This is a genomic window from Actinomadura sp. NBRC 104412, assembly GCF_030269515.1.
GTDB lineage: Bacteria > Actinomycetota > Actinomycetes > Streptosporangiales > Streptosporangiaceae > Spirillospora.
On record NZ_BSTM01000009.1, the window covers coordinates 131,225 to 153,231 of the forward strand.

Consider the following 22,007-nt stretch of genomic DNA (forward strand, 5'->3'; position numbering starts at 1 on the left):
GGGTACCGGACGCTTCGGGCGCCCGGCCGGGATGGTGCAGGTTCAGGACGCGGCCCGCTGCCGTACTCCCGCCGACACCGCGTAGCGGTACAGGAGGGCGAACGCGGCCTGCGTGAGGACGGCCAGCGCGATCACGAGGATCGCGCCGCCCGCCATGCTGTCGTAGTCCTGCCGGGCGTAGCCGTCGACGATGTAGCGGCCGAGCCCGCCCAGCCCGACGTAGGCCGCGATCGTGGCGGTGGAGATGATCTGGATCAGGGCGGTGCGCAGGCCGAGCAGCACCAGCGGCAGCGCGACGGGCAGCTCGACGCGCAGCAGCACCTGGCGGCCGGTCATGCCCATGCCCTCCGCCGCGTCCCGCAGGCCCGGCTCCACCTGCTGGACGCCCGCGTAGGTGTTGACCAGCACCGGCGGGACGGCCAGCGCGATCAGCGGGATGAGGATCGGGACCAGGTCGCCGGCGCTGGTGACGATCACCGCGAGGATCAGCAGGCCCAGGGTCGGCAGCGCGCGGGCCGCGTTCGCCGAGGACATCACCAGGAAGCCGGCCACCGCGGCGGGCCGGCCGCGGCGCAGGTGGCCGAGCATCAAGCCCAGCGGCAGCGCGATCAGCACGGTGATCGCGAACGCGAGCAGCGAGTACCACAGGTGCTCCAGGATCCGCGCGGGGATGCCGTCGGCGCCCGTCCACTGCCCGGACCGGCCGAACCAGCCCAGGGCCTCCCAGATCGCGTTCATGTCCTGGCCACCTCCCGCTCGGCGGCCCGCCGGGCCGAGCGACCGCGGCGGCCGGTGCGATCGGCACGTCCGGCGCGCTGCCACGGGGTCAGCAGGCGCTGGACGAGCAGCAGGAGCAGGTCGGCCGCCAGCGCCAGCGCGATGATCAGCGCGATGGCCACGATGATCGGGGTGGTGAAGCCGCCGCCGGGCCACTTCATCCCGGTGACCATGAGCTGGCCGAGCCCGCCGATGCCGATCAGGGCGCCCACGCTGACCAGGCTGATGTTGGCGACGGTGGCCACCCGCAGCCCGGCCATCACGACCGGGACGGCGATGGGCAGCTCGACCCGCACCAGCCGCCGCAGCGGGCCGAAGCCCATCGCCTCCGCGGACCGCCGCACATGCTCGGGGACCGAGCGCAGGCCGTCCACCACGCTGGGGACCAGCACCGACAGCGTGTAGAGGGACAGCGGGACGATCACCGCGGGATAGGTGATCCCGGTGAACGCCACGAAGATCACGAAAAGGCCGATCGCCGGGATGGCGTACAGCACGCTGGTGGCCGCCAGCACCGGCGGGTAGAGCCGCCGGTAGCGCGCGCAGGCCAGGCCGACGGGCAGCGCGATCGCCAGGCCCAGCAGCACCGGGGTGAACGACAGGATCAGATGCTCGCGCAGCGCCTCGGCGATCTGCCCGTCCAGGTTGCGGGAGATCCAGTCCCACCGGATCAGGGGCTCGTCGTCGGGGGCCGCCGCCACGGCCCGCCCGAGCGGCATCGGGATCACCGATCCGCCGCCGCGGCCGGCCGCGCCGCGCCCTCGGCGGAGCCCTCCGTGGTCTCCGCCGGGCCTTCCGTGACCTGCTCGGACGCCTCCAGGTCGCGGAAGAAGCGCAGGCGCTTGATGCCGCGCTCGCCGCCGAGGAAGTCGCGGACGAAGTCGTCGGCGGGTTCGGCGAGCAGCTCGTCGGGGGTGGCGTACTGCGCGAGCCGGCCACCGGCGCCGAACACGGCGATGCGGTGGCCGAGCCTGACCGCCTCGTCGATGTCGTGGGTGACGAAGACGATCGTCTTCTCCAGCTCGCTCTGCAGGCGCAGCAGCTCCTCCTGGAGGCCGCCGCGCACGATCGGGTCGACGGCGCTGAACGGCTCGTCCATCAGCATGATCGGCGGGTCGGCGGCCAGCGCCCTGGCCACGCCGACGCGCTGCTGCTGGCCGCCCGACAGTTGCGCGGGGTAGCGCCCGGCCAGGGCGGGGTCGAGGCCGACCCGCTCCATCAGCTCGCGCGAGCGCGCCCTGGCCTTCTTCTTGTCCCAGCCCAGCAGGTAGGGGACGGTGGCGATGTTGTCGAGGATGGTGCGGTGCGGGAACAGCCCGGCCTGCTGGATCACGTAGCCGATGCCGCGCCGCAGCGTCGGGGGGTCGCTGTCGCGCACGTCGCGGCCGTCGATGGCGACGGTGCCCTCGCTGGCCTCCACCATCCGGTTGATCATGCGCAGGGTGGTGGTCTTGCCGCAGCCGGACGGTCCCACGAGGACGGTGATCCGGCGCGAGGGGATCTCCAGGTCGAGCCCGTCCACCGCCACGGTCCCGTCGGGGTAACGCTTGGTCACGCCCGCAAAGGTGATCAAGGGGTTCACGTCCTCGTTGGGCGCCGGTGCAACGCCGTTCCTCTACTGCCAGATGGCTCTTCCCCTGGCACTGCCTACTGGGCGGAGATCGAACTCCGCCACTCGGACACACAGTAGCCCCTGCGGCCGACAATCCGTACGCACCGCCAGGTCACCGGCCTGGAGGGACACCATGCCCAGCCTATCTACCTGAATAATCCGAAAAGTAGCGTGAAGTCGTGCATAACAGCCGAATCGTTATCGATGGGACGGGCCTCACCTGTTACCAGGTGGCCCGCGCGGCACGCGAGGACGTGACGATCGTCATGTCCCCGGAGGGGGTGGAACGGGCCCGCTCCGCCTGGAAGACCGTCCGCGAGGTGGCCGCCGAACGGCCGGTGTACGGCCGCACCACGGGGGTCGGCGCCAACCGCGAGGTCGGCGTCGAGTGGGAGGACTCCGACGCGCACGGGCTGCGGCTCCTGCGCAGCCACGCGGCGGGCGCGGGACCGCTGGTGGCGCCGGAGATCGTCCGGGCGATGCTCACGGTCAGGCTGAACCAGATCGCGGCGGGCGGCTCCGGGGTGGACCCCGAGGTGCTGCGGGCCCTGACCGACGTGCTCAACCTGAACCTGCTGCCGCCCGTCCCGGTGTACGGGGCGATCGGCACCGGCGACCTGACCGCCCTGGCCTCCACCGCGCTGTGCCTGCTCGGCGAGCGGGACTGGCTGCCCGCCCCGGACGGCGCGCGGCCGCGCGGCCCCGGCTTCACCCTGCGGTCGGCGGACGCGCTGGCCTTCATCAGCTCCAACGCCGCCACCCTCGGGGAGGCGGCGCTGGCCGTGACCGACCTGCTGACGCTGCTGGACGCGTCGACGGTCGTGGCGGCCCTGTCGCTGCTGGCCGTGCGCGGGTCGGAGGAGCCGTACGTCCCGGCGGTCCACGACGCCTGCCCGCATCCGGGCCAGCGGGAGGTGGCCGCCGCGATGCGGACGCTGCTCGCCTTCGACCAGCCCGCCCCGATGCGCATCCAGGACCCGTACGGCTACCGCGCGTTCCCGCAGGTCCACGGCCCGGCGCTGGAGTCGGCGCGGTACGCGGAGGCGGTGGTGGCCCGGGAGATCAACGCGGCGGCCGAGAACCCGCTGGTGGACGTGGCGGGCCGCGCGGTCTGGCACAACGGCAACTTCCACACCGCGTACGTGGGGCTGGCCCTGGACGCGTCCCGGGCGGCGCTGTTCCAGACGATGGCGCTGTCGGCGGCGCGGCTGGGCACGCTGGCCGAGCCGTCGTTCACGGGCCTCTACCCGTTCCAGGCGGCGACGGAGGCGTCCTCCGGGATCATGATCCTGGAGTACGTGGCGCATTCCGCGCTGGCCGACGTCCGCCGCCTGGCGACCCCGGCCGCGCTGGGCAGCGCGGTCCTGTCCCGGGGAGTGGAGGAGCACGCTGGTTTCTCCACCCAATCGGCGCGGGCCACCACGGAGGCGCTTGGCGCGTACCGCATCGGCCTGGGCTGCGAGCTGGTCGCGGCCGTCCGCGCGCTGCGCATGCAGGGCCGCGCCCCCGCGGGCGGGCCGCTCAAGGCCGCCTACGATCTGGCCGCGGCGTCGCTGGACGAGCGGGTGGACGACCGTCCCCTCGACTCCGACATCGCCATCGCGGCCGACCATCTGCCCGCCCTCGCCCGGCTGCTCTAACGGGGGACGCCGACGCTCGACTGCCTGACCCTCAGGGACGGCTCGCGGACGACGCGGCGCTCATGGGGCCTGTCCTCGATGACGTCGACGACCATGCGGACGGCGGAGTCGACGATGCCGTCGATGTCCCAGTCGACGGTGGTGAGCGGCGGGGTCAGCAGCGCCGACATCGGGTGGTTGTCGTAGCCGCACACCGCGACGTCGCCGGGGACCTCCAAGCCCAGGGCGCGGGTGGCCGCGTACACGCCGTAGGCGATGGAGTCGGAGAAGCAGAAGACGGCCGAGGGACGCCCGGGGGCGCCCAGGATGCGCGTGGCGGTCTCGGTGGCCTCCCCGAGCGATTGGGGGGCCACGACGACGTCCACCACCAGGTCGAGCCGTTTCGCCTCGGCGTTCACGTGGACGTCGACGGGACGGTCGGGGGTGCCGGCCAGGGTCGGGGTCAGCACCGTGATGTGCCGGTGCCCGAGGGCGCGCAGGTGCTCCAGGGCGAGGGTGACGCCGCGCCGGTTGTCGAACACGACCTCGCCCTGCGACCGGCCGCCGTTCAGCGCGTCGCCGATCGAGACGACCGGCAGGGTCTCCGGCAGCTCGGCCCACAGCTCGGCGGACGGGTCGAGGGGCTGCACGATCAGCCCGTCCACCCGCTGGTCACGGAGCTGGCGGGCGAGGGCGAGCTCGCGGGCGGGATCGTTGAAGGCGTCCACGATCAGGGCGTAGCGGTCGCGGGCCAGCAGGGAGCGGCTGATGCCGACGGCCAGCGACTGCTGCCAGTAGTCCTCCAGCGAGCCGCACAGCAGGCCGACCATGCCGGTGCGGCCGCTGGCCAGCGCGCGGGCGATCGGATGGGCCTCGTAGCCCAGTTCCTCGGCGGCGGCGCGCACCCGCGCCTGGGTGCCCTCGGAGGTGTGGATGCCGCGAAGCGCGTACGACACGGCCGCGGGCGACAGCCCTGTCGCCGCCGCCACTTCACGAATGGTCGCGCGCTTGCGCCGCCGTTCCGGCACCCTCTCACCCTAGATGCCGGGTACGACAGCCAGGAGATCCCAGGTGGGAGGTGGGGTCCAGGAGAGAGGAGAGAGAGGAGAGAGGTGGGAGGGCGCGCCGCCCGATCCCCGCTCTGATGCAGGCGGCGCGCCCTGTAGTGATGACAGCGCTCACCCCGCCGTGGATGTCACACCCTCACGTACTTTTTTGGAACGATCCTGGAAATGTCCTGGATCACATGCCTTCGCTCAGGACCCGGTCGCGCGTCGCCATGAAGGCGGCGGCCGGGTCTTGGCCTAGGTACTCCCATGGGAATCGTGTGGCGCAGTCCCCGATGAGCTGGAACTCCTCCTTGGCCGCGGGCAGGTCCCCTGCCAGGGCGAAGGCGAACGCGAACGCGTTGTGCACTTCCGGCCAGCCGACCTGGGGACGGTACGCGGGGTGCCGGATGGAATGGTCCGCGGCGGCGCGCAGGTCGGCGCGCACCTCCTCCTGGGTGATGTACGCCTGCGCCTGTGCCGCTGGAAGGGACCGCCACACCTCCACATGGGCGTCCGCGACCAGGCGTCCCAGCGGGCTGCCCGGCGCGGCCTTGGACACCGAGGCACGCGCGAAGGCGAACATCTCCTCGTGGCTGCCGTACCACCGCTCGCAGAGATAGGTCTGCATCTCGGTGTGCGCGCGCAGATGCCCCGGGTGCAGTTCCACGACACGCTCGAACCGGCGGCGTGCCTCGTCCGGCTTCACCCGTCCGCCGCGCGCACACGCCAGCAGGAACGTCCACGCGGCCGTCTCCCCCGGGTCGCGTGCCGCGACCTCACCCAGGCACGCCTCGGCCAGTTCCAGCCGTTCACTGAAACCAGGGAAGCGATGCTCCTCCCCATGGGCCGCGTACGCCTCGGACCGCGCCTCCCAGGCCCAGTTGAGCGCATGCGCTCCGCGTACCAGCAGCGGCAGGGTGGATCGCGGCTCGGCCCTGGTCCAGGTGCCGATCCAGTCTTGGAGCCCCGGGACGCTCGCGCAGACCGACAGGTAGAAGGCGCGCTCGTCGGGATCGGTCACCGCCTGGAGGAAGTCATCGGCCCACCAGCGGTCCCGCAGCCGCAGCGCCTCGTACAGGTCGGCGGCCGCCGGATCATGGACGCACGGGTCGATCGTCGGTGCCGCCCCCGCCGCGGGGTCCGTCCTGCGCCGGCCGAAGAGCCCCATCGATCCGGCTCCTTCCCTGCCCGTCCCCTGCCCGCGGCTCGCTCAGCGCGCCGCTCCCGGTGGGTTCACCATGGCCCGACAAGGTAGGCCATTTTCCACACGAGGGGTAGTCGTCGCGCCACGCTAAGGGCGTACGAGCTCACCCTCGGTGGGCTCCGCGGAACGGGGCGAGGGGACGGAAGCGGCCTTCGCGGCCCTGTCCCGTACGGTGCCGACCGCGTCCACCTCCCGTACGGCGGCCAGGGACGCGCGCAGCTTGGCGCGCATCCAGGACTGTCCCGGACGCTCGATCAGCCGGTACATCGCGTACGCCACCGCCAGCGAGACCGCGATGGTCAGCGCCAGCGCCGCCCACTTGTTCAGCGCCGGGTAGGCGTGCTTCAGCACGGGCAGTGCGACCTGGGAGTGAGTCAGGTACAGCGGGTAGGTCAGCGCTCCCAGCACGGTCAGCCCGCGCCAGTTCAGCCACCGCAGCCGTCCGGTGGCCACCAGGATCATCACCACGAAGAGGAGGGTGACGGCGACCGCGACGACCTTGCCGTTGGCGGTGGTGAACGCGCGGCCGGTGCGCCACACGCCCCAGTGGACGGCGAGGATCCAGGAGACGCCGACGAACCCCCACAGCAGGAGGTTCGGGCCGAACCTGTACATCAGGTAGAGCGCCATGCCCGCGACGAAGTAGCAGCTCCAGGTGGGCATCAGCATGGTCTGGAGGAACCGGGACCCGGCCTCGTCGGCGAACACCGACCCGAGCGTCCAGCAGGCCATGAACACCAGGCAGTTGCGGTAGGTGATGCCGATCGCGGCCAGCACGCCGATCAGCACGTAGAAGTGCAGCTCGATCCACAGCGTCCAGAACACCGCGTCGACGTTGTCGAGTCCCAGGCCGCCCTGGAGCATGCTCAGGTTGGGCAGGACGAGGTCGGGGTCGCCTTTGCCGAGCCGGAACACCGCCCAGATCGCCAGGCCGAGCAGCACCGCGGCCCAGTAGGCGGGCATCAGCCGGGTCACCCGGGAGATGCCGAACTCGCCCGGACCGCGGCCCCACACGCTCATGAGGATCACGAACCCGCTGATCATGAAGAACAGATCGACGCCCAGGTAGCCGTACCGGGTGACCTCGCCCAGGGCGGGGAACATCTCCAGCGACGGCTCCGGCCACGGCCCGCGGCCCTTGAACCCGGCGAAGTGGTAGGCCACGACCCCCATCGCGGCCAGGAAGCGCAGCAGGTCGATCTCACGGAGGCGGTCGTGGCGTGTCACTCGCGGAACCCTGGCGCCACCGGGTTGCCCCAGGTGGTCGAGGGCGCGAGCGAACGGTGAACGCGAGGTGTCGGAAACCCGGGAGGGGAGGGGCGCGAGTTCGCGGACGGTGCGCACGCGGCCACGGATTTCTTCTAAAATCTCTGGGTCACCACTTCCCCGGAAAGACGGTGGACCCCCCATGACCTCTCGCCGCGCCCGCCGCGGCGCGGCGATTCTCGCGCTGTGCCTCGCCTCCGCCCTCGCCACGGGCTGCGGGGCGTTCGGCGACGGTTCCGCGGCCCGGCAGGGGCCCAGCCCGGCGGTGGTGGCCACCCAGCCGGTCGTCGCGTCCTCCGCCCCCGTCGTGATGTTCCTCGGGGACAGCTACACGGTGGGCGAGCGGGGCCGGCGGCCGGAGGACACCTACGCCGCCGCCACGGCACGGCTGCTGGGCTGGCAGCCGGTGCTGGGCGGGCGGGGAGGCACCGGGTTCGTCGCCGGGACGCGGATCCGGCAGTCGTTCGGGATGCTGTTCGAGAGCCAGCTCGGCTGGCGGCCCGCGCCCGACCTGCTGATCGTGTCGGGCGGCCACAACGACTGGCCGTACCCGCCCCGGCAGGTCGCCGCGGCGGCGGACGACGTGCTCGACCGGGCGCGCAAGCGGTGGCCCACCACCCGCATCGCCTTCGTCGGCCCGCTGTGGGGCAGCCAGTCGCCCCCGCGCGCCGCGCTCGCCATCCGGGACGCGCTGCGGAAGGTGGCGCAGCGGCATGGGGTGCCGTTCATCGACCCGATCGCGGAGCGCTGGATCACCGGCGACCGCCGCCAGAACACCGGCAACGCCGTCCGCTACATCCGCCCGGACGGGACCCACCCCACCGACCAGGGCCACCGCTACATCGCGGCCCGGCTCGCCGCCGACCTGGAGCGGCTGGGCCTGGCCCGTCCCACGGTGAAGAACTGACCGGCGCCCGGCCCCTTGGAGGTCACGCCACGGGCCGGGCCAGGGAGAGCGAGAAGTCGCCCGCCCTGTCCGTCCAGAACCGGAACAGTTCCAGACCTGCGGCGGCCAGCTCCGATTCCAGCCGTTCTCTGCGGAACTTGGCGGAGATCTCGGTGCGCATCTCCTCCCCCGCCGCGAAGCGCACCTCCAGGTCGAGCCCGCGGACGTGGACGGTCTGGTCACGGGTGGACCGCAGCCGCATCTCGATCCATTCCTCCTCCGCGTCCCAGAGCGCCACGTGCTCGAAGGCGGCGGGCACGAAGTCGGCGTCCAGCTCGCGGTTGATCACGTGCAGGACGTTCCGGTTGAACTCGGCGGTGACCCCGGCCGCGTCGTCGTAGGCGGCGACCAGCCGTTTCTCGTCCTTCACCAGGTCGGCGCCCAGCAGCAGCGCGTCCTGGCCGGACATGGTGGCGCGCAGCGCGGCCAGGAAGCCGACGCGCTTGGCGGGCGGCATGTTGCCGATCGTCCCGCCGAGGAAGGCCACCAGGCGCCGCTCGCCGCCCGGCAGGAGGTGCAGGTGCTGCTCGTAGTCGGCGACGACGGCCCGCACGGTGAGACCGGGGTGGTCGGCGGCGATCCCGGCGGCGGCCTCCTCCAGGAAGTCGCCGCTGACGTCGACCGGGACGTACGTGCGCAGCGTGCCGCTCAGCGCGTCGAGCAGCAGCCTGGTCTTCTCGCCCGATCCGGCGCCGAGTTCCAGCAGGGTGCGGGCGCCGGTGGCCGCGGCGATCTCGGGTGCGCGGGCGCTGAGGATTTTGCGCTCTTTGCGGGTCGGGTAGTACTCGTCCAGCCGCGTGATCTCCTCGAAGAGCCCGCTGCCGCGCTCGTCGTAGAACCACTTGGGCGGCAGCGCCTTCGGGGTGGAGGTCAGGCCGTCGCGCACGTCCGCGCGCAGCGCCTTGGCCAGGTCGTCGGACGTCAGGAACCGGTCCACGGGGACTCCTCGGCTTCGGTCGGTCACAGCGGGGTGATCCGCACACCGGACATCAGGTCGGCGGTCACCAGCGAACGGTCCGGGACGGGCCGCCAGTCCGGGTCCTCGTCGAGCGGCTCGGAGGAGATCCACACCTCCTCGAACCGTCGTTCCCCCCGGCCGGTCCGCGGGCGCTGCCGGACGAACAGGCAGTCGCCCCAGGTGGTGGCGGCCAGCGCCGCACCGTCGGCGGCGAGCAGGTTGTACCGGCCCGGCGCCAGCGCGGTGACGGTGCGGACGACCTCGGCCAGGGCGCCGCCGAGCGTCCCGCCCTCCCGCCACAGCCGCGCGGCCAGCGCGAACAGCAGCGCCGAGTCGACGGGCGCCCTGGCGTCGGGGATCCGGGCGAGGTCCCCGGCCAGTTCGCGCAGCTTGCCCTCGATCCCGGCGAACCCCTCGACCTTGCCGTTGTGGCTGAAGAGGCGGCCCGGTCCGGGGTCGTCGCCCTGGGCGCCATCGGACCCCGCGCCGGTACGGAACGGCTGTGCGCACGATTCGTCCACGGGGAAGCCGACGGTGGCGGAGCGGATCGCGGCGACCGCGCAGGTGGTCTCCATCACGTCGGCGATCTCGCGGAATGACGGGTCCGCCCAGATCGGCCGGGCCCGCCGGAACCGCACCGGGCGGTCGCGGTGATACCAGCCGGCGCCGAAGCCGTCGGCGTTGAGCAGGTTGCCCTGCGTCATGCGCGGGGCGTACGACTGGTGCTCCAGCGAGTACTCGCCCTCGAAGATGAGCGAGCCGAGCGTGCGGGGCGGCCCGAGGTAGCCGAGATGGCGGCACATCAGGCGCCACCTTCCTCAGGGGCCGCCGTGCGCGCGCAGCGGAAACCGGCGAAGATCTGGCGCCGGATCGGGTAGTCCCAGTTACGGAAGGTCCCCCGTACGGCCAGCGGGTGCGTCGCCCATGAGCCGCCGCGCAGCACCTTGTACTCGGGGCCGAAGAACACCTCGGAGTACTCCTTGTACGGGAACGAGCGGAATCCGGGGTAGCCGTGGAAGTCGGATGACGTCCACTCCCAGACGTCCCCGATCAGGCGGCGCACTCCGTATGCGGACGCGCCGGATTCGTAGGCCCCCGCCTCGGCCGGCTTGAGCATGCGCTGCCCCAGGTTGGCGCGGCCTTCCTCGTACACATCACCCCAGGGGTAGCGGCGCGAACGGCCCGCGTACGGGTCCCAGCGCGCGGCCTTCTCCCATTCGGCCTCGGTGGGCAGCCGCTTGCCCGCCCAGCGTGCGTAGGCGTCGGCCTCGTACCAGCACACATGCTGCACGGGTTCGTCCAGGGGGACGGGCTCGATACGGCCGAAGCGGCGCCGCACCCACGTCCCGCCGTCGCGCGTCCAGAAAGCGGGCGAGCGCTTGCCGCCCTCGTTCCTCCACTGCCAGCCCTTGGACGTCCAGTATCGCGGCTCGTCGTAGCCCCCGGCCTCCATGAACGCGAGGTACTCGCGGTTGGTGACGGGCTCGACATCGATGTAGTACGCGGGCAGGTCAACGAGGTGGGCGGGGCGTTCGTTGTCATAGGCCCAGGGGTCGTCGGAGGTGCCCATCTCGAACGGTCCCGCTTCGATCAGCACCTCGCCCGCGTTCCGGGGCGCGTTCGTGCCGAGCGTCGCAACAGGTGGGTCGAGCAGGGCAGGGGCACCTTTGCGCAGTTGATGCGTGGCCAGCATCGTTTCGTCGTGCTGATGCTCGTGCTGGACGACCATTCCGTACACGAACCCGCCCGAGGTGAGGGCGTTCCCCTGGTCGAACCGGACGGAGCCGAGCGAGTCCAGCACCTTCGACCGCACAGTGGAGATGTAGTCGCGTGCCTCTTTGGGCGGCAGCAGGGGAAGGCTGGGCCGTTCGGCGCGGGGGTGCTCGAACGCGTCGTACAGGTTGTCGATCTCTGGACGCATGGGCTCGATGCCCGCGGCGGCACGCAGCAGCCACAACTCCTCGTAGTTCCCCACGTGCGCCAGGTCCCAGACCAGAGGGGACATGAGCGGGGAGACCTGAGCGGTCAGCTCGCCCTCGTCCAGGACACGGGTGGTGAGGCCCAGGCTGCGGTCGCGCACCGCGCCCAGTTCCTCGGCTATCAGTTCCTTCAGCGCGTGCTCGTCCAGCGAGCCCGGCGCGCTCATCGCGGTCATCGGTGCATCTCCTCGTCGGCGGGGCAGCGGCCCCGTTCCACATAGCGGCGCGCGTACTCGCCCACCAGCGGGACGAGCGCGTCGGCGCCCAGCCTGGGCAGCGCCTCCAGCGCGGCGGTGAAGCAGGCGCGGGCGGCCGCGGCAAGGGGCGGGTCGGTGAGGCCGCAGCGCGCCGCCTCGGCCCAGCGGCCCGCCACCGGCTCGGCCGCCTCCTCGGCCGCGGCGGCGGCGCGCGGGTCGTCCAGCAGGGCGGTGGCGACCGCGACCGGGACGGGCCAGTACGGATCCGGCAGCGCGTCGATCATGCGCAGCTCCAGCCAGCCGCGCGGGCGCACCGGCGGGAACAGGGTGGACAGGTGGTATTCGAGGTCGGCCAGTCCCGGCTCGCCCTTGCCCACCCATTCCCCGAACGTCATCCCGGGGTCGGCCACCCAGTCCTCGCCGGACTCGGCGCGCAGCATCATCACGCGGGCGTCCAGGGCGTAGCGCGTCCACGCTTCGGCCGGGTCGCCACCGCCGTTTCCCGGTTCGTGGACGGGCAGCGTCCGGCGCGGGTCGAGCTCCGCCCAGACGGCCTGCCGGGTCGAGCGCAGCCCGGTGCGGCGGCCGGCGCGCAGCGGCGAGTTGGCGAACGCGGCGACGAGCACGGGGCCGAGCGCATGCGCCAGCCGCCAGCGGCGGGCCGCGCCCGCCGGGTCGGCGCCGATGTCCAGGCACACCTGGACGGACGCCGTCGAGCACATCATCGCGATGCCCGCGTCGGCGAACCCGCTGGAGTCGAAGTAGCCGCGCATGCACGCGTACCGGGGATGCTCGGCCTGGAAGACGGGGGGCCGTACCGGGTCCACGCCGTGCCCGGCGAGGACGAGCCCGCCTTCGGCCAGTGCGCGGCGGGCGTGGTCGAGGTCGGCCGAAAGGGCCTCGTGCAGCGGGACGAGGCCGGGGTAGGGGGCGGAGCTGAGCTCCAGCTGACCGCCCGGCTCGTAGGTGACCTTCGCGCCGTTGGGAAGGGGCCCGGCCGCGTCCAGGAGGGCGCGGGTCCGGGACGGCGCGACGAGCGCGGCGGGATCGGCCGCGTCGAGCACGAACCACTCGGTCTCGGCGCCGACCCGGCCCGGAGGGCCGTTCTTGAAGCAGACGCCGCGGATGTACCGGTAGACATCGTCCACCGTCAGTCGGGTCATGACCGTCCCCCTGTCTCGTGACCTCAGGCCCGATGACGAGACTCGAACAACGGCTTCGAGACCTTCCCTGGTGAACCGGATCAGCAATCAGACAATCGCCGTAAATCTTCTAAAACCCCTGCGAACATGACAGAACTCGATCGCATCATGACCCTTCGTGAGCATGGTGATACACAGCGATCACCGACTTCTCAGTAGTCGAGCGGGTGCACTACAGTCCCGTTCTCAACAATGACCGGACGGTCCGTCCAACCGCCGGGCCGTCCGACCGCAGAGCTCCCGACCGGCTCCAAGGCCACCCCGGAGGAGGTCACATGCGCGGGGACCTGGAAGCCCTCTACGACGCGCATGCCCATCGCCTGTACGCCCACTGCTGGTCCCTTCTTGGTGACGAGGGCGCGGCCGACGCCGTCAGGGACGCCTTCGCCGAGGCGGTCCGCCACCGTCCCCAGGGCGAGACGGTGCTGTGGCTGCACGGGGTGTCGCGCTCGGTCTGCGCCAAGAGGGGCGCGTTCGAGCGGCAGAGGCGTCCGCTCTTCACCCGCGCGGGCGACGACCCGCTGATGCGCGCCGCGGCCGCCCTGCCCGCCGACCACCGCGAGGCGCTGCTGCTGGCCGCAGGCGAGTGGCTGGACGTGCGTGACATCGCCCGCGTCTTCCGCATCTCGCCCGGCCGTGTGCGCGAGCTGCTGCACGCGGCGCGCACCGGGCTGGAGCGCGGCGTGCTGGAAGCGCTCATGCGCGGCGGCGGCACCGCCTCCCCTTACCTCGACGTCATCGAGGCGTTCGAGAAGGGACGCCTGCCGCACCTGCTGGCCCGCCGCGCGCCCGGCCTGGCCCCGCGCGGCCTGCGGGAGGTGATCCTCGGCGACTCGACGAAGGTCACCCAGAGCCCGCTGGTCGTCATCGACCCGAACACACCGGACGTGCCCTTCGATGACGGGCGCGAGGGACGCGACGAGGCGCGCCGCCGCCGCTGGGCCGCCGTCAGGGGCGCGGGCGCGGTGGCGGGCGTGGCCGCGTCCGTCGCCGCCGGGCTGATGATGACCTGGCCGTCCCCCGAGGGCGACGGCGTGAACGCGCTCGCGCCGACACAGGACGACAGGCGGCCGGCGCCGGTACCGGGCACGCCGTCCGGCACACCCGGCACCGAGCCGGGCACGACGCCTGGCACGCGGCCGGACACGACCGCCGTGGAGCGCGGCGCCACGGACGGCACGGGCACCGACGCGCGCACACCCGGCACGTCCGAGCCGAGCCCGACGGCCCCGGAGCAGTCCGCCACCGTCCCGGCGCCCCGGGCGCCGCAGTCCTCCCCCGCCGGAGGCGAGAGCGGTGCCCCGTCCGGCAGCGTCACGTCGCCGGCGCCTTCGTCCACACCCGGGGACGCCTCGCCCGGCGATCAGGATGACGACAGGGACGGAGACGGCGGCAGGGACAGGGACCGGGACAGGGACGACCGCCGGCCCCGTACAGGTCTGGACGACCTGATCTCCGGAATCGTCGGGGCGGTCACCGACCCGCTGGCGGGCGGCTCCTGAGTTCCGGCGCTCCCGGCCCCCGGTTCGACGGCGGCCGGGAGCGCTAGTCGCTCGCCGTGGCGGCGTGGGCGCCCTCGATGCGGCCCATGACCAGCCGCGGATGGAAGTAGCTGATGGCGACGCGTTCGCTCGCGGTGACGCAGACGATGCGATAGCCGTTGCGGCCGTCCTCGTCCGGGGTGCGGAAGTCCTCGGGGTCCAGCGCTCCGCGCCGTTCCATCTCCTTGAACCACCGGCCGAGGGCGTAGACGTCGGGGAACGTCTCCAGCCCCTTGCCCCGCCGTCCGAGGGTGTAGGTGACCTCGAACGTGCAGTCGTCCGGAGGGTAGGTCGTCATCAGATCATTCCTTCGCCGCGGCAGACGCCGCATGTCTGGCCTCGGTGGACGCCAGACCCGTTGCATCCCGGGCATGTCCGTGTGGGCGGCTTGCTGTGCTTGCCCATCCATCGCCTTCCTACGCGGTGCGTGCCCCGCTCGCGCGGCAGTCTAGGACGCCCCACATATCACCCGCAGGCACATCCGCCACTGGGCGACCCCGCCGGAAGGCCGGGGACGGGATCAGATCGCGGCCGCGCCCTCCACCGGGGTGCCGCCCCGCCGGACGAGCAGCGCGGCCAGGATCGCGACCACCGCCACGACGCCCGCGACCATCAGCGACGACTGGAAGCCGTCCATGAAGGCCAGGTGGCTTCCGGTGGTGATGGCCTCGGCGGCGGGCGCGGGCGTCCCCGGCGGTACGGGGGCGACGCCCTGCGAGACCAGCCCTTCGGCGCCCTGGAGCCGCCCGGCGGCGGGTCCCGGCACCCCGGCCTCGGTCAGCCGCCCGTACAGGACGTCGCCGACGCGGGTGGACAGGATCGTGCCGAGGACGGACGTGCCCAGCACCCCGCCGACCTGCGCGGCGGTCTGCTGGAGCCCGCCGGCGACACCGGCCAGTCGCTGCGGGGCGTTGCCGACGATCGCCTCGGTCCCGGCGACCATGACGAACCCGAACGCGAGGCCGACCAACACGAACCACGGCCAGAGCTGGACGTAGGGGGCGTCCACCCCGATTCGCGACAGGCCGAACATGGCGCCGGCCGTGAACGCCATGCCCAGGGCCAGCGGGACGCGCGGGCCGAGGCGTCCGACGAGGACGCCGGCCAGCGGGGAGGCCACGATGAACACGGCGGTCATCGGCAGCAGGCGGACCCCCGCGTCCACCGGGCTCATCCCGTGGACCTGCTGCAGGTAGAGGGTGATGAAGAAGATCGTCCCGAACATCGCGAAGAAGCCGAGCATGATCAGTCCGGTGGCGGCCGACAGCGACACCGACCGGAACAGGCCCAGGGGCAGCAGCGGGTGGGCGGCGCGCCGCTCGTTCAGGACGAACAGCGTCATCAGCACGGCGGCCACGCCGAACGACACCAGCGGCACGGCCTCGCCGAAGCCGTCCGCCCCGGCCCGGATCAGCCCCCAGACCAGCGCGAACAGGGCGCCGCTCAGCAGCGCGACACCGGGCAGGTCGAACGAGCCGGCCGCGTCCTGGTCCCTGGACTCGCGGATCACCCACAGGCCGACGAGCAGCGCCACCAGGCCGAGCGGGGCGTTGAGATAGAACACCGACTCCCAGGTGACGTTCTCCACGAGGAGCCCGGCCACGATCGGGCCGCCCGCGATGGAGACGCCCGCGGTGGCGCCCCAGACGCCGATGGCGGTGTTGAGCCGTTCCGCGGGGAAGGTGTTGCGCAGGATCGCCAGGCTGGCCGGCTGCAGGAGGGCCCCGGCGAAGCCCTGCACCGCCCGCCAGAAGATCACCAGGCCGAGCCCGCCGGACAGCCCGATGGCCACCGAGGCGACGGCGAACCCGACCACTCCGGCCAGGAAGGTGCGGCGCCGCCCGAACCGGTCGGCGAGCTTGCCGGCGGGGATCAGGGTGACCGCGATGGTCAGCAGGTAGGCGTTGGTCACCCACTGCAGCCCGGACAGGTCGGCGCCGAGATCGCGGGCGAGGGCCGGGTTGGCGATGGCCACGACGGTGGCGTCCAGCCCGACCATCATCACGCCCAGCGCGACCGCGACCAGGGTCAGCCAGGGATGGCCGTGGCCGGATCGGACCGGACGGCCTCCCCGCTCCGCCCCGGCCTTGCCGGGGGGTGCGGCAGTCGATGTTTGCGACATTGAACGTCCTCCAGTGGACGAGTTCAGGGAAGGTCGTGCTGCACAAAGTGTCATGAGATGACAGATGTCGTCAAACGACTATAGTCATGGATAGACATGATTCATCTCACGACAGAATTTGGAACACGGGCGGGCCGCGGGCGTTACACTTCGCCCATGAGCGCGACCGAGACCCACCCCGCGGGACGGCGCGAGCGCAAGAAGCAGCGGACCAGGGAGGCCCTGGTCGACGCCGCCTTCCGGCTGTTCTCCGAGAAGGGCTTCGACGCCACCACCGTCGAGGAGATCGCCGACGCGGTGGACGTGTCGTCACGCACCTTCTTCCGCTACTTCGCCTCCAAGGAGGACGTCGCCCTCACCTTCCAGGAGGAGCAGCACGAGGCCCTGCTGAAGGTGTTCACCGACCGCCCCGCCGACGAGCCGCTCATGACGGCCGTGCGGCGCAGCGTCGTCGGCATCGCCCGCGCGTGCGAGCGCGGCGAGCTGGGCTTCGACCCCGACCGCTTCCAGTGCATGATGACGCTGACCTCCGAGAGCCCCGCGCTGCTCGCCGGCAGCCTGGAGCACGCGCAGAAGAAGCAGTGGATCCTCACCCAGGCCGTGGCCGAGCGGATGGGCACCGACCCGGAGACCGACCTGCGTCCCCACGTGGTGGCCGCGACGGTCATCGCGGCCTTCCGCGCCGCCGCCGACGCCCTCAGCAACGGCCGGATGCCGTACACCACGCTGTCGGAGGCCGTGGACGCCGCGTTCGCCATCCTCGAAGAGGGCCTGAACTTCCCGTCCGAGGGCGCGGAGGACCGGCCGTGACCGCGCTCCCCCGCTTCCACCTCGCCATGCCCGTCGACGACCTGGACGCCGCCCGCCACTTCTACGGCACGGTGCTCGGGCTGGCACAGGGCCGCAGCGCGGACACCTGGGTCGACTGGAACCTGCACGGCCACCAGTTCGTCACCCACCTGGCGCCATCCCGTCCCGGCGGCGTCCGCAACCCGGTCGACGGCCACGACGTCCCGGTGCCGCACTTCGGCCTGATCCTGACGATCCCCGAGTTCCACGCCCTCGCCGACCGCCTCCGTGCCGCCGGCGTCACCTTCGTCATCGAACCCTACGTACGGTTCGAGGGCCTGCCGGGTGAACAGTGGACCATGTTCCTCCACGACCCCGCGGGCAACGCGCTGGAGTTCAAGGCGTTCGCCGACGACTCCCAGGTCTTCGCCACCTGACCCCGGCCCAGGCCGGGTCAACGCTCGTGGACGCCCTTGAGCCCGAAGTCCATGCCGAACGGCGATGTGACGACGATCCGGTCATGGTGCACGCCGGTCGCGATGTAGTGCCCCGTGGCGTCGTCGAGCTCGTGGGTATAGATCGCGAACGCCGGTGCCGTCTGGTCGTTCTCCACCCGCCAGTAATGCCGGATACCCGCCTCCGCGTACAGCCGTGGGTGCACCCGCCGGTCCTTGCGCTTGGTGGACGGTGACACCACCTCGGCGGCGAGGGCGACCAGGTCGGCGGGGATGGGACGGTCATAGGGATCGTGCTGGGCGGAGTACACGACGATGTCGGGGGCGATCTCGACCGGTTCTGTCTCGTCATCGTCGAGGAGAACGTCCACGTCGGTATCGGCCTGCCAGTCGACCGGGGCCGCGTCCTCGATACGGGTCGCCAGACGCCGCGCGACGCGCTGGTGGATCGGGCGGGGCCGTGGGGACACGACGAGTGCCCCGTGGACAAGGCCGACGCGCACTGGGAGGTTTTCGGGCAGCGCCTCGTAGTCTGCCCGAGTCCAGGTGTCGCCGGACGGCAATGGAAGGGTCAGCGCAGGCATGGCTCGTGGCGCCCCCGGCCGAGAACTGTGCGTGTACTCGGCCAGGGTACCTGCGACGCCGCTCCTGTCCGTCTAGTCGGCGGTGGTGAGGATGAGGCCGCTGGTGGGGACGCCGGTGCCCGCCGTGACGAGGACGTTCTTCACGGACGGGACCTGGTTGGCGGAGGTGCCGCGGATCTGGCGGACGGCCTCGGCTATGCCGTTCATGCCGTGGATGTACGCCTCGCCGAGCTGGCCGCCGTTGGGGTTGACGGGGAGGCGCCCGCCGAGTTCGATGCCGCCGTCCTTGATGAAGTCGGGGGCCTCGCCGCGCCCGCAGAAGCCCAGTTCTTCGAGCTGGATCAGGACGAACGGGGTGAAGTGGTCGTAGAGGATGGCGGTCTGGACGTCGGCGGGGCTGAGCCCCGAGCGGGCCCAGAGGGCGGCCCCGACGGTGCCCATCGCGGGGAGCGTGGCCAGGTCGCCGTTGTAGTAGCCGAACATCATCATCTGGTCCGGGCCGGTGCCCTGGGCGGCGGCGGCGATGACGGTCGGCGGGTTGCGCAGGTCGCGGGCGCGGTCGGTGGAGGTGACGACCAGCGCCACGCCGCCGTCCGACTCCTGGCAGCAGTCGAGCAGGTGAAGGGGGTCCACGATCCAGCGGGACGCCTGGTGCTCCTCCAGGGTGATCGGGCGCCCGTGGAACCACGCCTTGGGGTTGGTGGCGGCGTGGCGGCGCATGGCCACGGCGACACGGCCGAAGTCCTCGCTGGTGGCGCCGTACTCGTGCATGTAGCGGCGGGCCTGCATGGCGACCCAGGCAGCGGGCGTCGCGAAGCCGAACGGCAGGTGCCAGGAGAACTCCAGGCCCGTCGAGTCGGCGCGACCGGAGGCCGTGGCCTGGCCGAAGCGATGCCCGCTGCGCTCGTTGAACGCCCGGTAGCAGACGACCACGTCGGCCTGCCCGGTGGCCACGGCCATCGCGGCGTGGGCGACGGTGCCGCACGCGGCGCCGCCGCCGTAGTCGACCCGGGAGAAGAAGCGGAGCGCGGGGATCCCCAGCTCCCGCTGGACGGCGATCTCGGCGTTGGTGTCACCGGTGAAGGTGACCAGGCCGTCCACGTCGGCGGGGCCGAGACCGGCGTCGTGGAGGGCGGACAGGCACGCCTCGGTGGCCAGCCGCAGTTCGGAGCGGCCCGAGTCCTTGGAGAACTCGGTGGCGCCGATTCCGGCGATCGCCGCCTTGCCGGAGAGGGTCACGCCTGCTCCCTGAGCTTGACGGTGGCGGTCACGTGGTCGCCGATGGACACCGTGCCGCGCACGCGGAGGGTCGTCGGGTCCGTGCGTTCGGTGTAGAGGCGGAGGGTGTCGCCCGCGTAGGCGGGGGCGCCCAAGCGGACGTCGATGCGTTCCAGCGTGGCGTCCGGAACGGTCGCCAGTGCCGCCCGCTGCACCAGGCCCATGGTGGTGAGGATGTTGACGAAGATGTCCTTGGTGCCCTGGGCGCGGGCCTTCGCGGTGTCGTGGTGGACGGGCGTGAAGTCACGGGTCGCCAGGGCCGTCGAGATGACGAAGGTGGGGGTCAGCTCGATCTCCAGAACGGGGGTTTCCGGGTCGGGGGCCGGTTCGGGGGGCGGTTCAGGGGGCGTTCCCGCCGGGACCCATTGGGGCAGGGTGAGGGTGTCGTCCATCCGCTCGAAAGTGAGCTCGACAGGCATGCCGATCTTCACGTTCTCGGGCGGGCAACGGTTGATGTTGCCCACAACGCGGACGCCCTCGTCGAGCTCGACCACGGCCACGACGTACGGGGACGTGCGGCCGGGAACGGGCGGATGGTGGTGGACGACGTAGCTGTGCACCTCGCCGCGCCCGGAGGCGACGGTGTACTCCCGGTTGGGCGAGTGGCAGGACGGGCACATCGGGCCGGGCGGGTGACGCAGCCGCCCGCAGTCGCCGCAGCGCTGGATGCGCAGCTCACCGGAGGCGACGCCGTCCCAGAAGAAGGCCGAGTCGGGGCCGATGACGGGCTGGAGGGGGTACTTGCCGCCCTTGGGCGCGCCGCCCTTGCGGGAACCAGGACGGAACTTCAGGACGCGGAACAGCATCTCGGCGACCCGTTCGTCCCGCTCGTCGTACCAGGTCTGGAACCAGGTGACGAAGTAGCCCTCGCCCATCGCGGTCTTCTTCGGGCCGGTGATGCCGTCGAAGCGCATGGTGGAGCGCAGGCGCTCGCCGTGCCGCAGGTAGCGGTCGTAGGTCTGCTCGCAGTTGGTGGCGACGACCCCCGAGTAGCCGGACTCGTCCAGCAGGCGCAGGATCCCGTCGCCGATGGAGCTGGACTTGGGCGCGTTCAGGCCGTGCATGGACCACACCTGGATCATCGCCGGTGGCGCCAGGCCGCCGGAGTGCCAGGCGGGGGAGGCGTCGCCGAGCGCCTGCGTCCAGTTGCGGATCATCGGCTCGTTGACCGGGTCGGGGCAGGGCGGCGCGGGGCGTTCCCCGGCCGCGGCCAGCTCGGCGGCCAGGGCGATCAGCCGCTCGTGGACGTCCTCCGTCACCGCGGCGCCCTCGGCAGGCCCAGGCCGATCATGGCGATCAGCTCGCGCTGGATCTCGTTGACGCCGCCGCCGAAGGTGAGGACCACCGCGCCCTTGGCGCCGCGGTCGTTGCGCTCCATGAGGTCGGCGGTGGCGGGGTCGCCGGGATCGCCGTAGCGGGCCAGCACGTCGCCGACGATCCGGCCGACCTCCTGCATCCGCTCCGAGCCGTAGATCTTGGTGGCGGAGGCGTCCGGCGCGCCCAGCCAGCCCAGGTCCTGGTTGGCGGCGACCTGCCAGTTGAGCAGCTCGTTGACGCGCAGGTAGGCGCGGACCCGGGCGAGCGCGCGGCGGACCGCGGGCTCGTTGATCAGCGGCTCGCCGTCGCGGCCCCTGGCGGTACGGGCCCAGCGCTCGAACCGGTCGTAGGTGTGGCCGATGTTCCCGGCGGGACCCAGCGTGACCCGCTCGTGGTTGAGCTGGTTGACGATCAGGTCCCAGCCCTTGTTCTCCTCGCCGATCAGCATGTCGGCGGGCACCCGCACGTCCTGGAAGTAGGTGGCGTTGGTGTGGTGGCGGCCGTCCATGGTGTGGATCGGCGTCCAGGAGAAGCCCGGGTCGCGGCAGTCGACGATGAGCATCGAGATGCCCTTGTGCTTCTTGGCGCCGGGATCGGTACGGGCGGCCAGCCAGATGTAGTTCGCGTAGTGGGCCCCCGAGGTGAAGATCTTCTGGCCGTTGACGACGTAGTGGTCGCCGTCCCGGACGGCGGTGGTGCGCAGCGAGGCCAGGTCGGTTCCGGCGCCGGGCTCGCTGTAGCCGATCGCGAAATGGCACTCCCCCGCCAGGATCCGCGGCAGGAAGAACTCCTTGTGCGCGTCGGAGCCGTACTGCAGGATCGTCGGCGCCACCGAGTTCAGCGTGATGATCGGGTACGGCACCTCCGCCCGCGCGATCTCGTTGGCGAAGATCTGCTGCTCGACCGGGCCGTAGCCGCGCCCGCCGTACTCCTTGGGCAGGGCGACGCCGAGCATCCCGTCGGCGCCCAGCCGTTTGCAGTGCTCCATGTACGCGGTGCCGAACGGGTCGTCGGCGATCGCGGCGCGCTGCTCGTCGTCGAGGCAGCCGCGGAAGTACTCGCGCAGCTCGGCGCGCAGCCTCTTCTGCTCGTCGGTCAGATCGATGAACACC

General features: G+C 72.1%; 20 protein-coding genes and 1 pseudogene. 5 read left to right on the plus strand and 16 right to left on the minus strand.

The features are described 5' to 3' along the window. Nucleotides 1-42 precede the first annotated feature (42 nt). The 3 genes and pseudogenes from QSK21_RS14035 to QSK21_RS14045 form a co-directional block, all read right to left on the minus strand. A complete protein-coding gene (locus QSK21_RS14035) occupies nt 43-738 on the minus strand; it encodes an ABC transporter permease (protein ID WP_285696118.1) in 696 nt (231 codons plus the stop codon). Continuing rightward, nucleotides 735-1,496 (minus strand): ABC transporter permease, encoded by a 762-nt coding sequence (locus QSK21_RS14040; protein WP_285696119.1) that lies wholly within the window; start codon nt 1,494-1,496, stop codon nt 735-737. The genes QSK21_RS14035 and QSK21_RS14040 overlap by 4 nt, the downstream gene beginning before the upstream one ends. Before the next feature lie 26 nt (nt 1,497-1,522). Further along, a pseudogene (locus QSK21_RS14045) lies at nt 1,523-2,350 on the minus strand (ABC transporter ATP-binding protein); the annotation flags it as partial. A gap of 218 nt (nt 2,351-2,568) precedes the next feature. Between QSK21_RS14045 and QSK21_RS14050 the strand changes: the two are divergent. After that, nucleotides 2,569-4,029: an aromatic amino acid ammonia-lyase gene (locus QSK21_RS14050; RefSeq protein WP_285696122.1), complete on the plus strand. Its 1,461-nt coding sequence runs from the start codon at nt 2,569-2,571 to the stop codon at nt 4,027-4,029. Here QSK21_RS14050 and QSK21_RS14055 read toward each other — a convergent pair. From QSK21_RS14055 to QSK21_RS14065, 3 genes are all read right to left on the minus strand, one after another. After that, nucleotides 4,026-5,036: a LacI family DNA-binding transcriptional regulator gene (locus QSK21_RS14055; RefSeq protein ID WP_285696124.1), complete on the minus strand. Its 1,011-nt coding sequence runs from the start codon at nt 5,034-5,036 to the stop codon at nt 4,026-4,028. The genes QSK21_RS14050 and QSK21_RS14055 overlap by 4 nt on opposite strands. A gap of 214 nt (nt 5,037-5,250) precedes the next feature. Then, the gene (locus tag QSK21_RS14060) at nt 5,251-6,225 is read right to left on the minus strand and encodes a tetratricopeptide repeat protein (RefSeq protein ID WP_285696126.1); all 975 of its coding nucleotides are present in this window, start codon (nt 6,223-6,225) and stop codon (nt 5,251-5,253) included. A 123-nt stretch (nt 6,226-6,348) separates the two neighbouring features. Then, nucleotides 6,349-7,488 (minus strand): acyltransferase family protein, encoded by a 1,140-nt coding sequence (locus QSK21_RS14065; RefSeq protein ID WP_285696128.1) that lies wholly within the window; start codon nt 7,486-7,488, stop codon nt 6,349-6,351. 181 nt (nt 7,489-7,669) lie between these two features. Here QSK21_RS14065 and QSK21_RS14070 point away from each other — a divergent pair, with 181 nt between their 5' ends. Continuing rightward, a complete protein-coding gene (locus QSK21_RS14070) occupies nt 7,670-8,434 on the plus strand; it encodes an SGNH/GDSL hydrolase family protein (RefSeq protein WP_285696129.1) in 765 nt (254 codons plus the stop codon). Nucleotides 8,435-8,456: 22 nt separating this feature from the next. Here the strand turns inward: QSK21_RS14070 and egtD are convergent, their stop codons facing one another. Genes egtD through egtA form a run of 4 tightly spaced genes read right to left on the minus strand, consistent with a single transcriptional unit; the run spans nt 8,457 to nt 12,770 of the window. Next, nucleotides 8,457-9,410, minus strand: a complete 954-nt coding sequence (gene egtD, locus QSK21_RS14075; protein WP_285696130.1) for an L-histidine N(alpha)-methyltransferase — start codon at nt 9,408-9,410, stop codon at nt 8,457-8,459. Nucleotides 9,411-9,433: 23 nt separating this feature from the next. Then, on the minus strand, nt 9,434-10,234 hold the full coding sequence (gene egtC / locus QSK21_RS14080) for an ergothioneine biosynthesis protein EgtC (protein WP_285696131.1): 801 nt from the start codon (nt 10,232-10,234) through the stop codon (nt 9,434-9,436). Then, on the minus strand, nt 10,234-11,586 hold the full coding sequence (gene egtB, locus QSK21_RS14085; protein ID WP_502871559.1) for an ergothioneine biosynthesis protein EgtB: 1,353 nt from the start codon (nt 11,584-11,586) through the stop codon (nt 10,234-10,236). Before egtB ends, egtC begins: the two co-directional genes overlap by 1 nt. Then, on the minus strand, nt 11,583-12,770 hold the full coding sequence (egtA, locus tag QSK21_RS14090; protein ID WP_285696132.1) for an ergothioneine biosynthesis glutamate--cysteine ligase EgtA: 1,188 nt from the start codon (nt 12,768-12,770) through the stop codon (nt 11,583-11,585). Before egtA ends, egtB begins: the two co-directional genes overlap by 4 nt. A 314-nt stretch (nt 12,771-13,084) precedes the next feature. On the opposite strand from egtA, the gene QSK21_RS14095 reads away from it, so the two are divergent. After that, nucleotides 13,085-14,311, plus strand: a complete 1,227-nt coding sequence (locus QSK21_RS14095) for an RNA polymerase sigma factor (RefSeq protein ID WP_285696133.1) — start codon at nt 13,085-13,087, stop codon at nt 14,309-14,311. A gap of 43 nt (nt 14,312-14,354) precedes the next feature. Here the strand turns inward: QSK21_RS14095 and QSK21_RS14100 are convergent, their stop codons facing one another. After that, nucleotides 14,355-14,648: a hypothetical protein gene (locus tag QSK21_RS14100; RefSeq protein WP_285696134.1), complete on the minus strand. Its 294-nt coding sequence runs from the start codon at nt 14,646-14,648 to the stop codon at nt 14,355-14,357. Nucleotides 14,649-14,870: 222 nt separating this feature from the next. Next, nucleotides 14,871-16,472, minus strand: a complete 1,602-nt coding sequence (locus tag QSK21_RS14105; RefSeq protein WP_285696135.1) for an MFS transporter — start codon at nt 16,470-16,472, stop codon at nt 14,871-14,873. Between the two features lie 156 nt (nt 16,473-16,628). Here QSK21_RS14105 and QSK21_RS14110 point away from each other — a divergent pair, with 156 nt between their 5' ends. Beyond that, nucleotides 16,629-17,282: a TetR family transcriptional regulator gene (locus QSK21_RS14110; protein WP_285696136.1), complete on the plus strand. Its 654-nt coding sequence runs from the start codon at nt 16,629-16,631 to the stop codon at nt 17,280-17,282. Further along, complete coding sequence (locus tag QSK21_RS14115) at nt 17,279-17,698, plus strand: VOC family protein (RefSeq protein WP_502871560.1); 420 nt, start codon at nt 17,279-17,281, stop codon at nt 17,696-17,698. Before QSK21_RS14110 ends, QSK21_RS14115 begins: the two co-directional genes overlap by 4 nt. 17 nt (nt 17,699-17,715) lie before the next feature. On the opposite strand, the gene QSK21_RS14120 is transcribed toward QSK21_RS14115, so the two are convergent. From QSK21_RS14120 to QSK21_RS14135, 4 genes are all read right to left on the minus strand, one after another. Then, nucleotides 17,716-18,300, minus strand: a complete 585-nt coding sequence (locus tag QSK21_RS14120) for a Uma2 family endonuclease (protein WP_285696137.1) — start codon at nt 18,298-18,300, stop codon at nt 17,716-17,718. Between the two features lie 72 nt (nt 18,301-18,372). Beyond that, nucleotides 18,373-19,539, minus strand: a complete 1,167-nt coding sequence (locus QSK21_RS14125) for a lipid-transfer protein (protein WP_285696138.1) — start codon at nt 19,537-19,539, stop codon at nt 18,373-18,375. After that, nucleotides 19,536-20,837, minus strand: a complete 1,302-nt coding sequence (locus QSK21_RS14130) for an OB-fold domain-containing protein (protein ID WP_285696139.1) — start codon at nt 20,835-20,837, stop codon at nt 19,536-19,538. The genes QSK21_RS14125 and QSK21_RS14130 overlap by 4 nt, the downstream gene beginning before the upstream one ends. After that, entirely contained in the window at nt 20,834-22,006 is a 1,173-nt protein-coding gene (locus QSK21_RS14135; protein ID WP_285696140.1) for an acyl-CoA dehydrogenase family protein, read from the minus strand. Before QSK21_RS14135 ends, QSK21_RS14130 begins: the two co-directional genes overlap by 4 nt. Nucleotide 22,007: the final 1 nt, after the last annotated feature.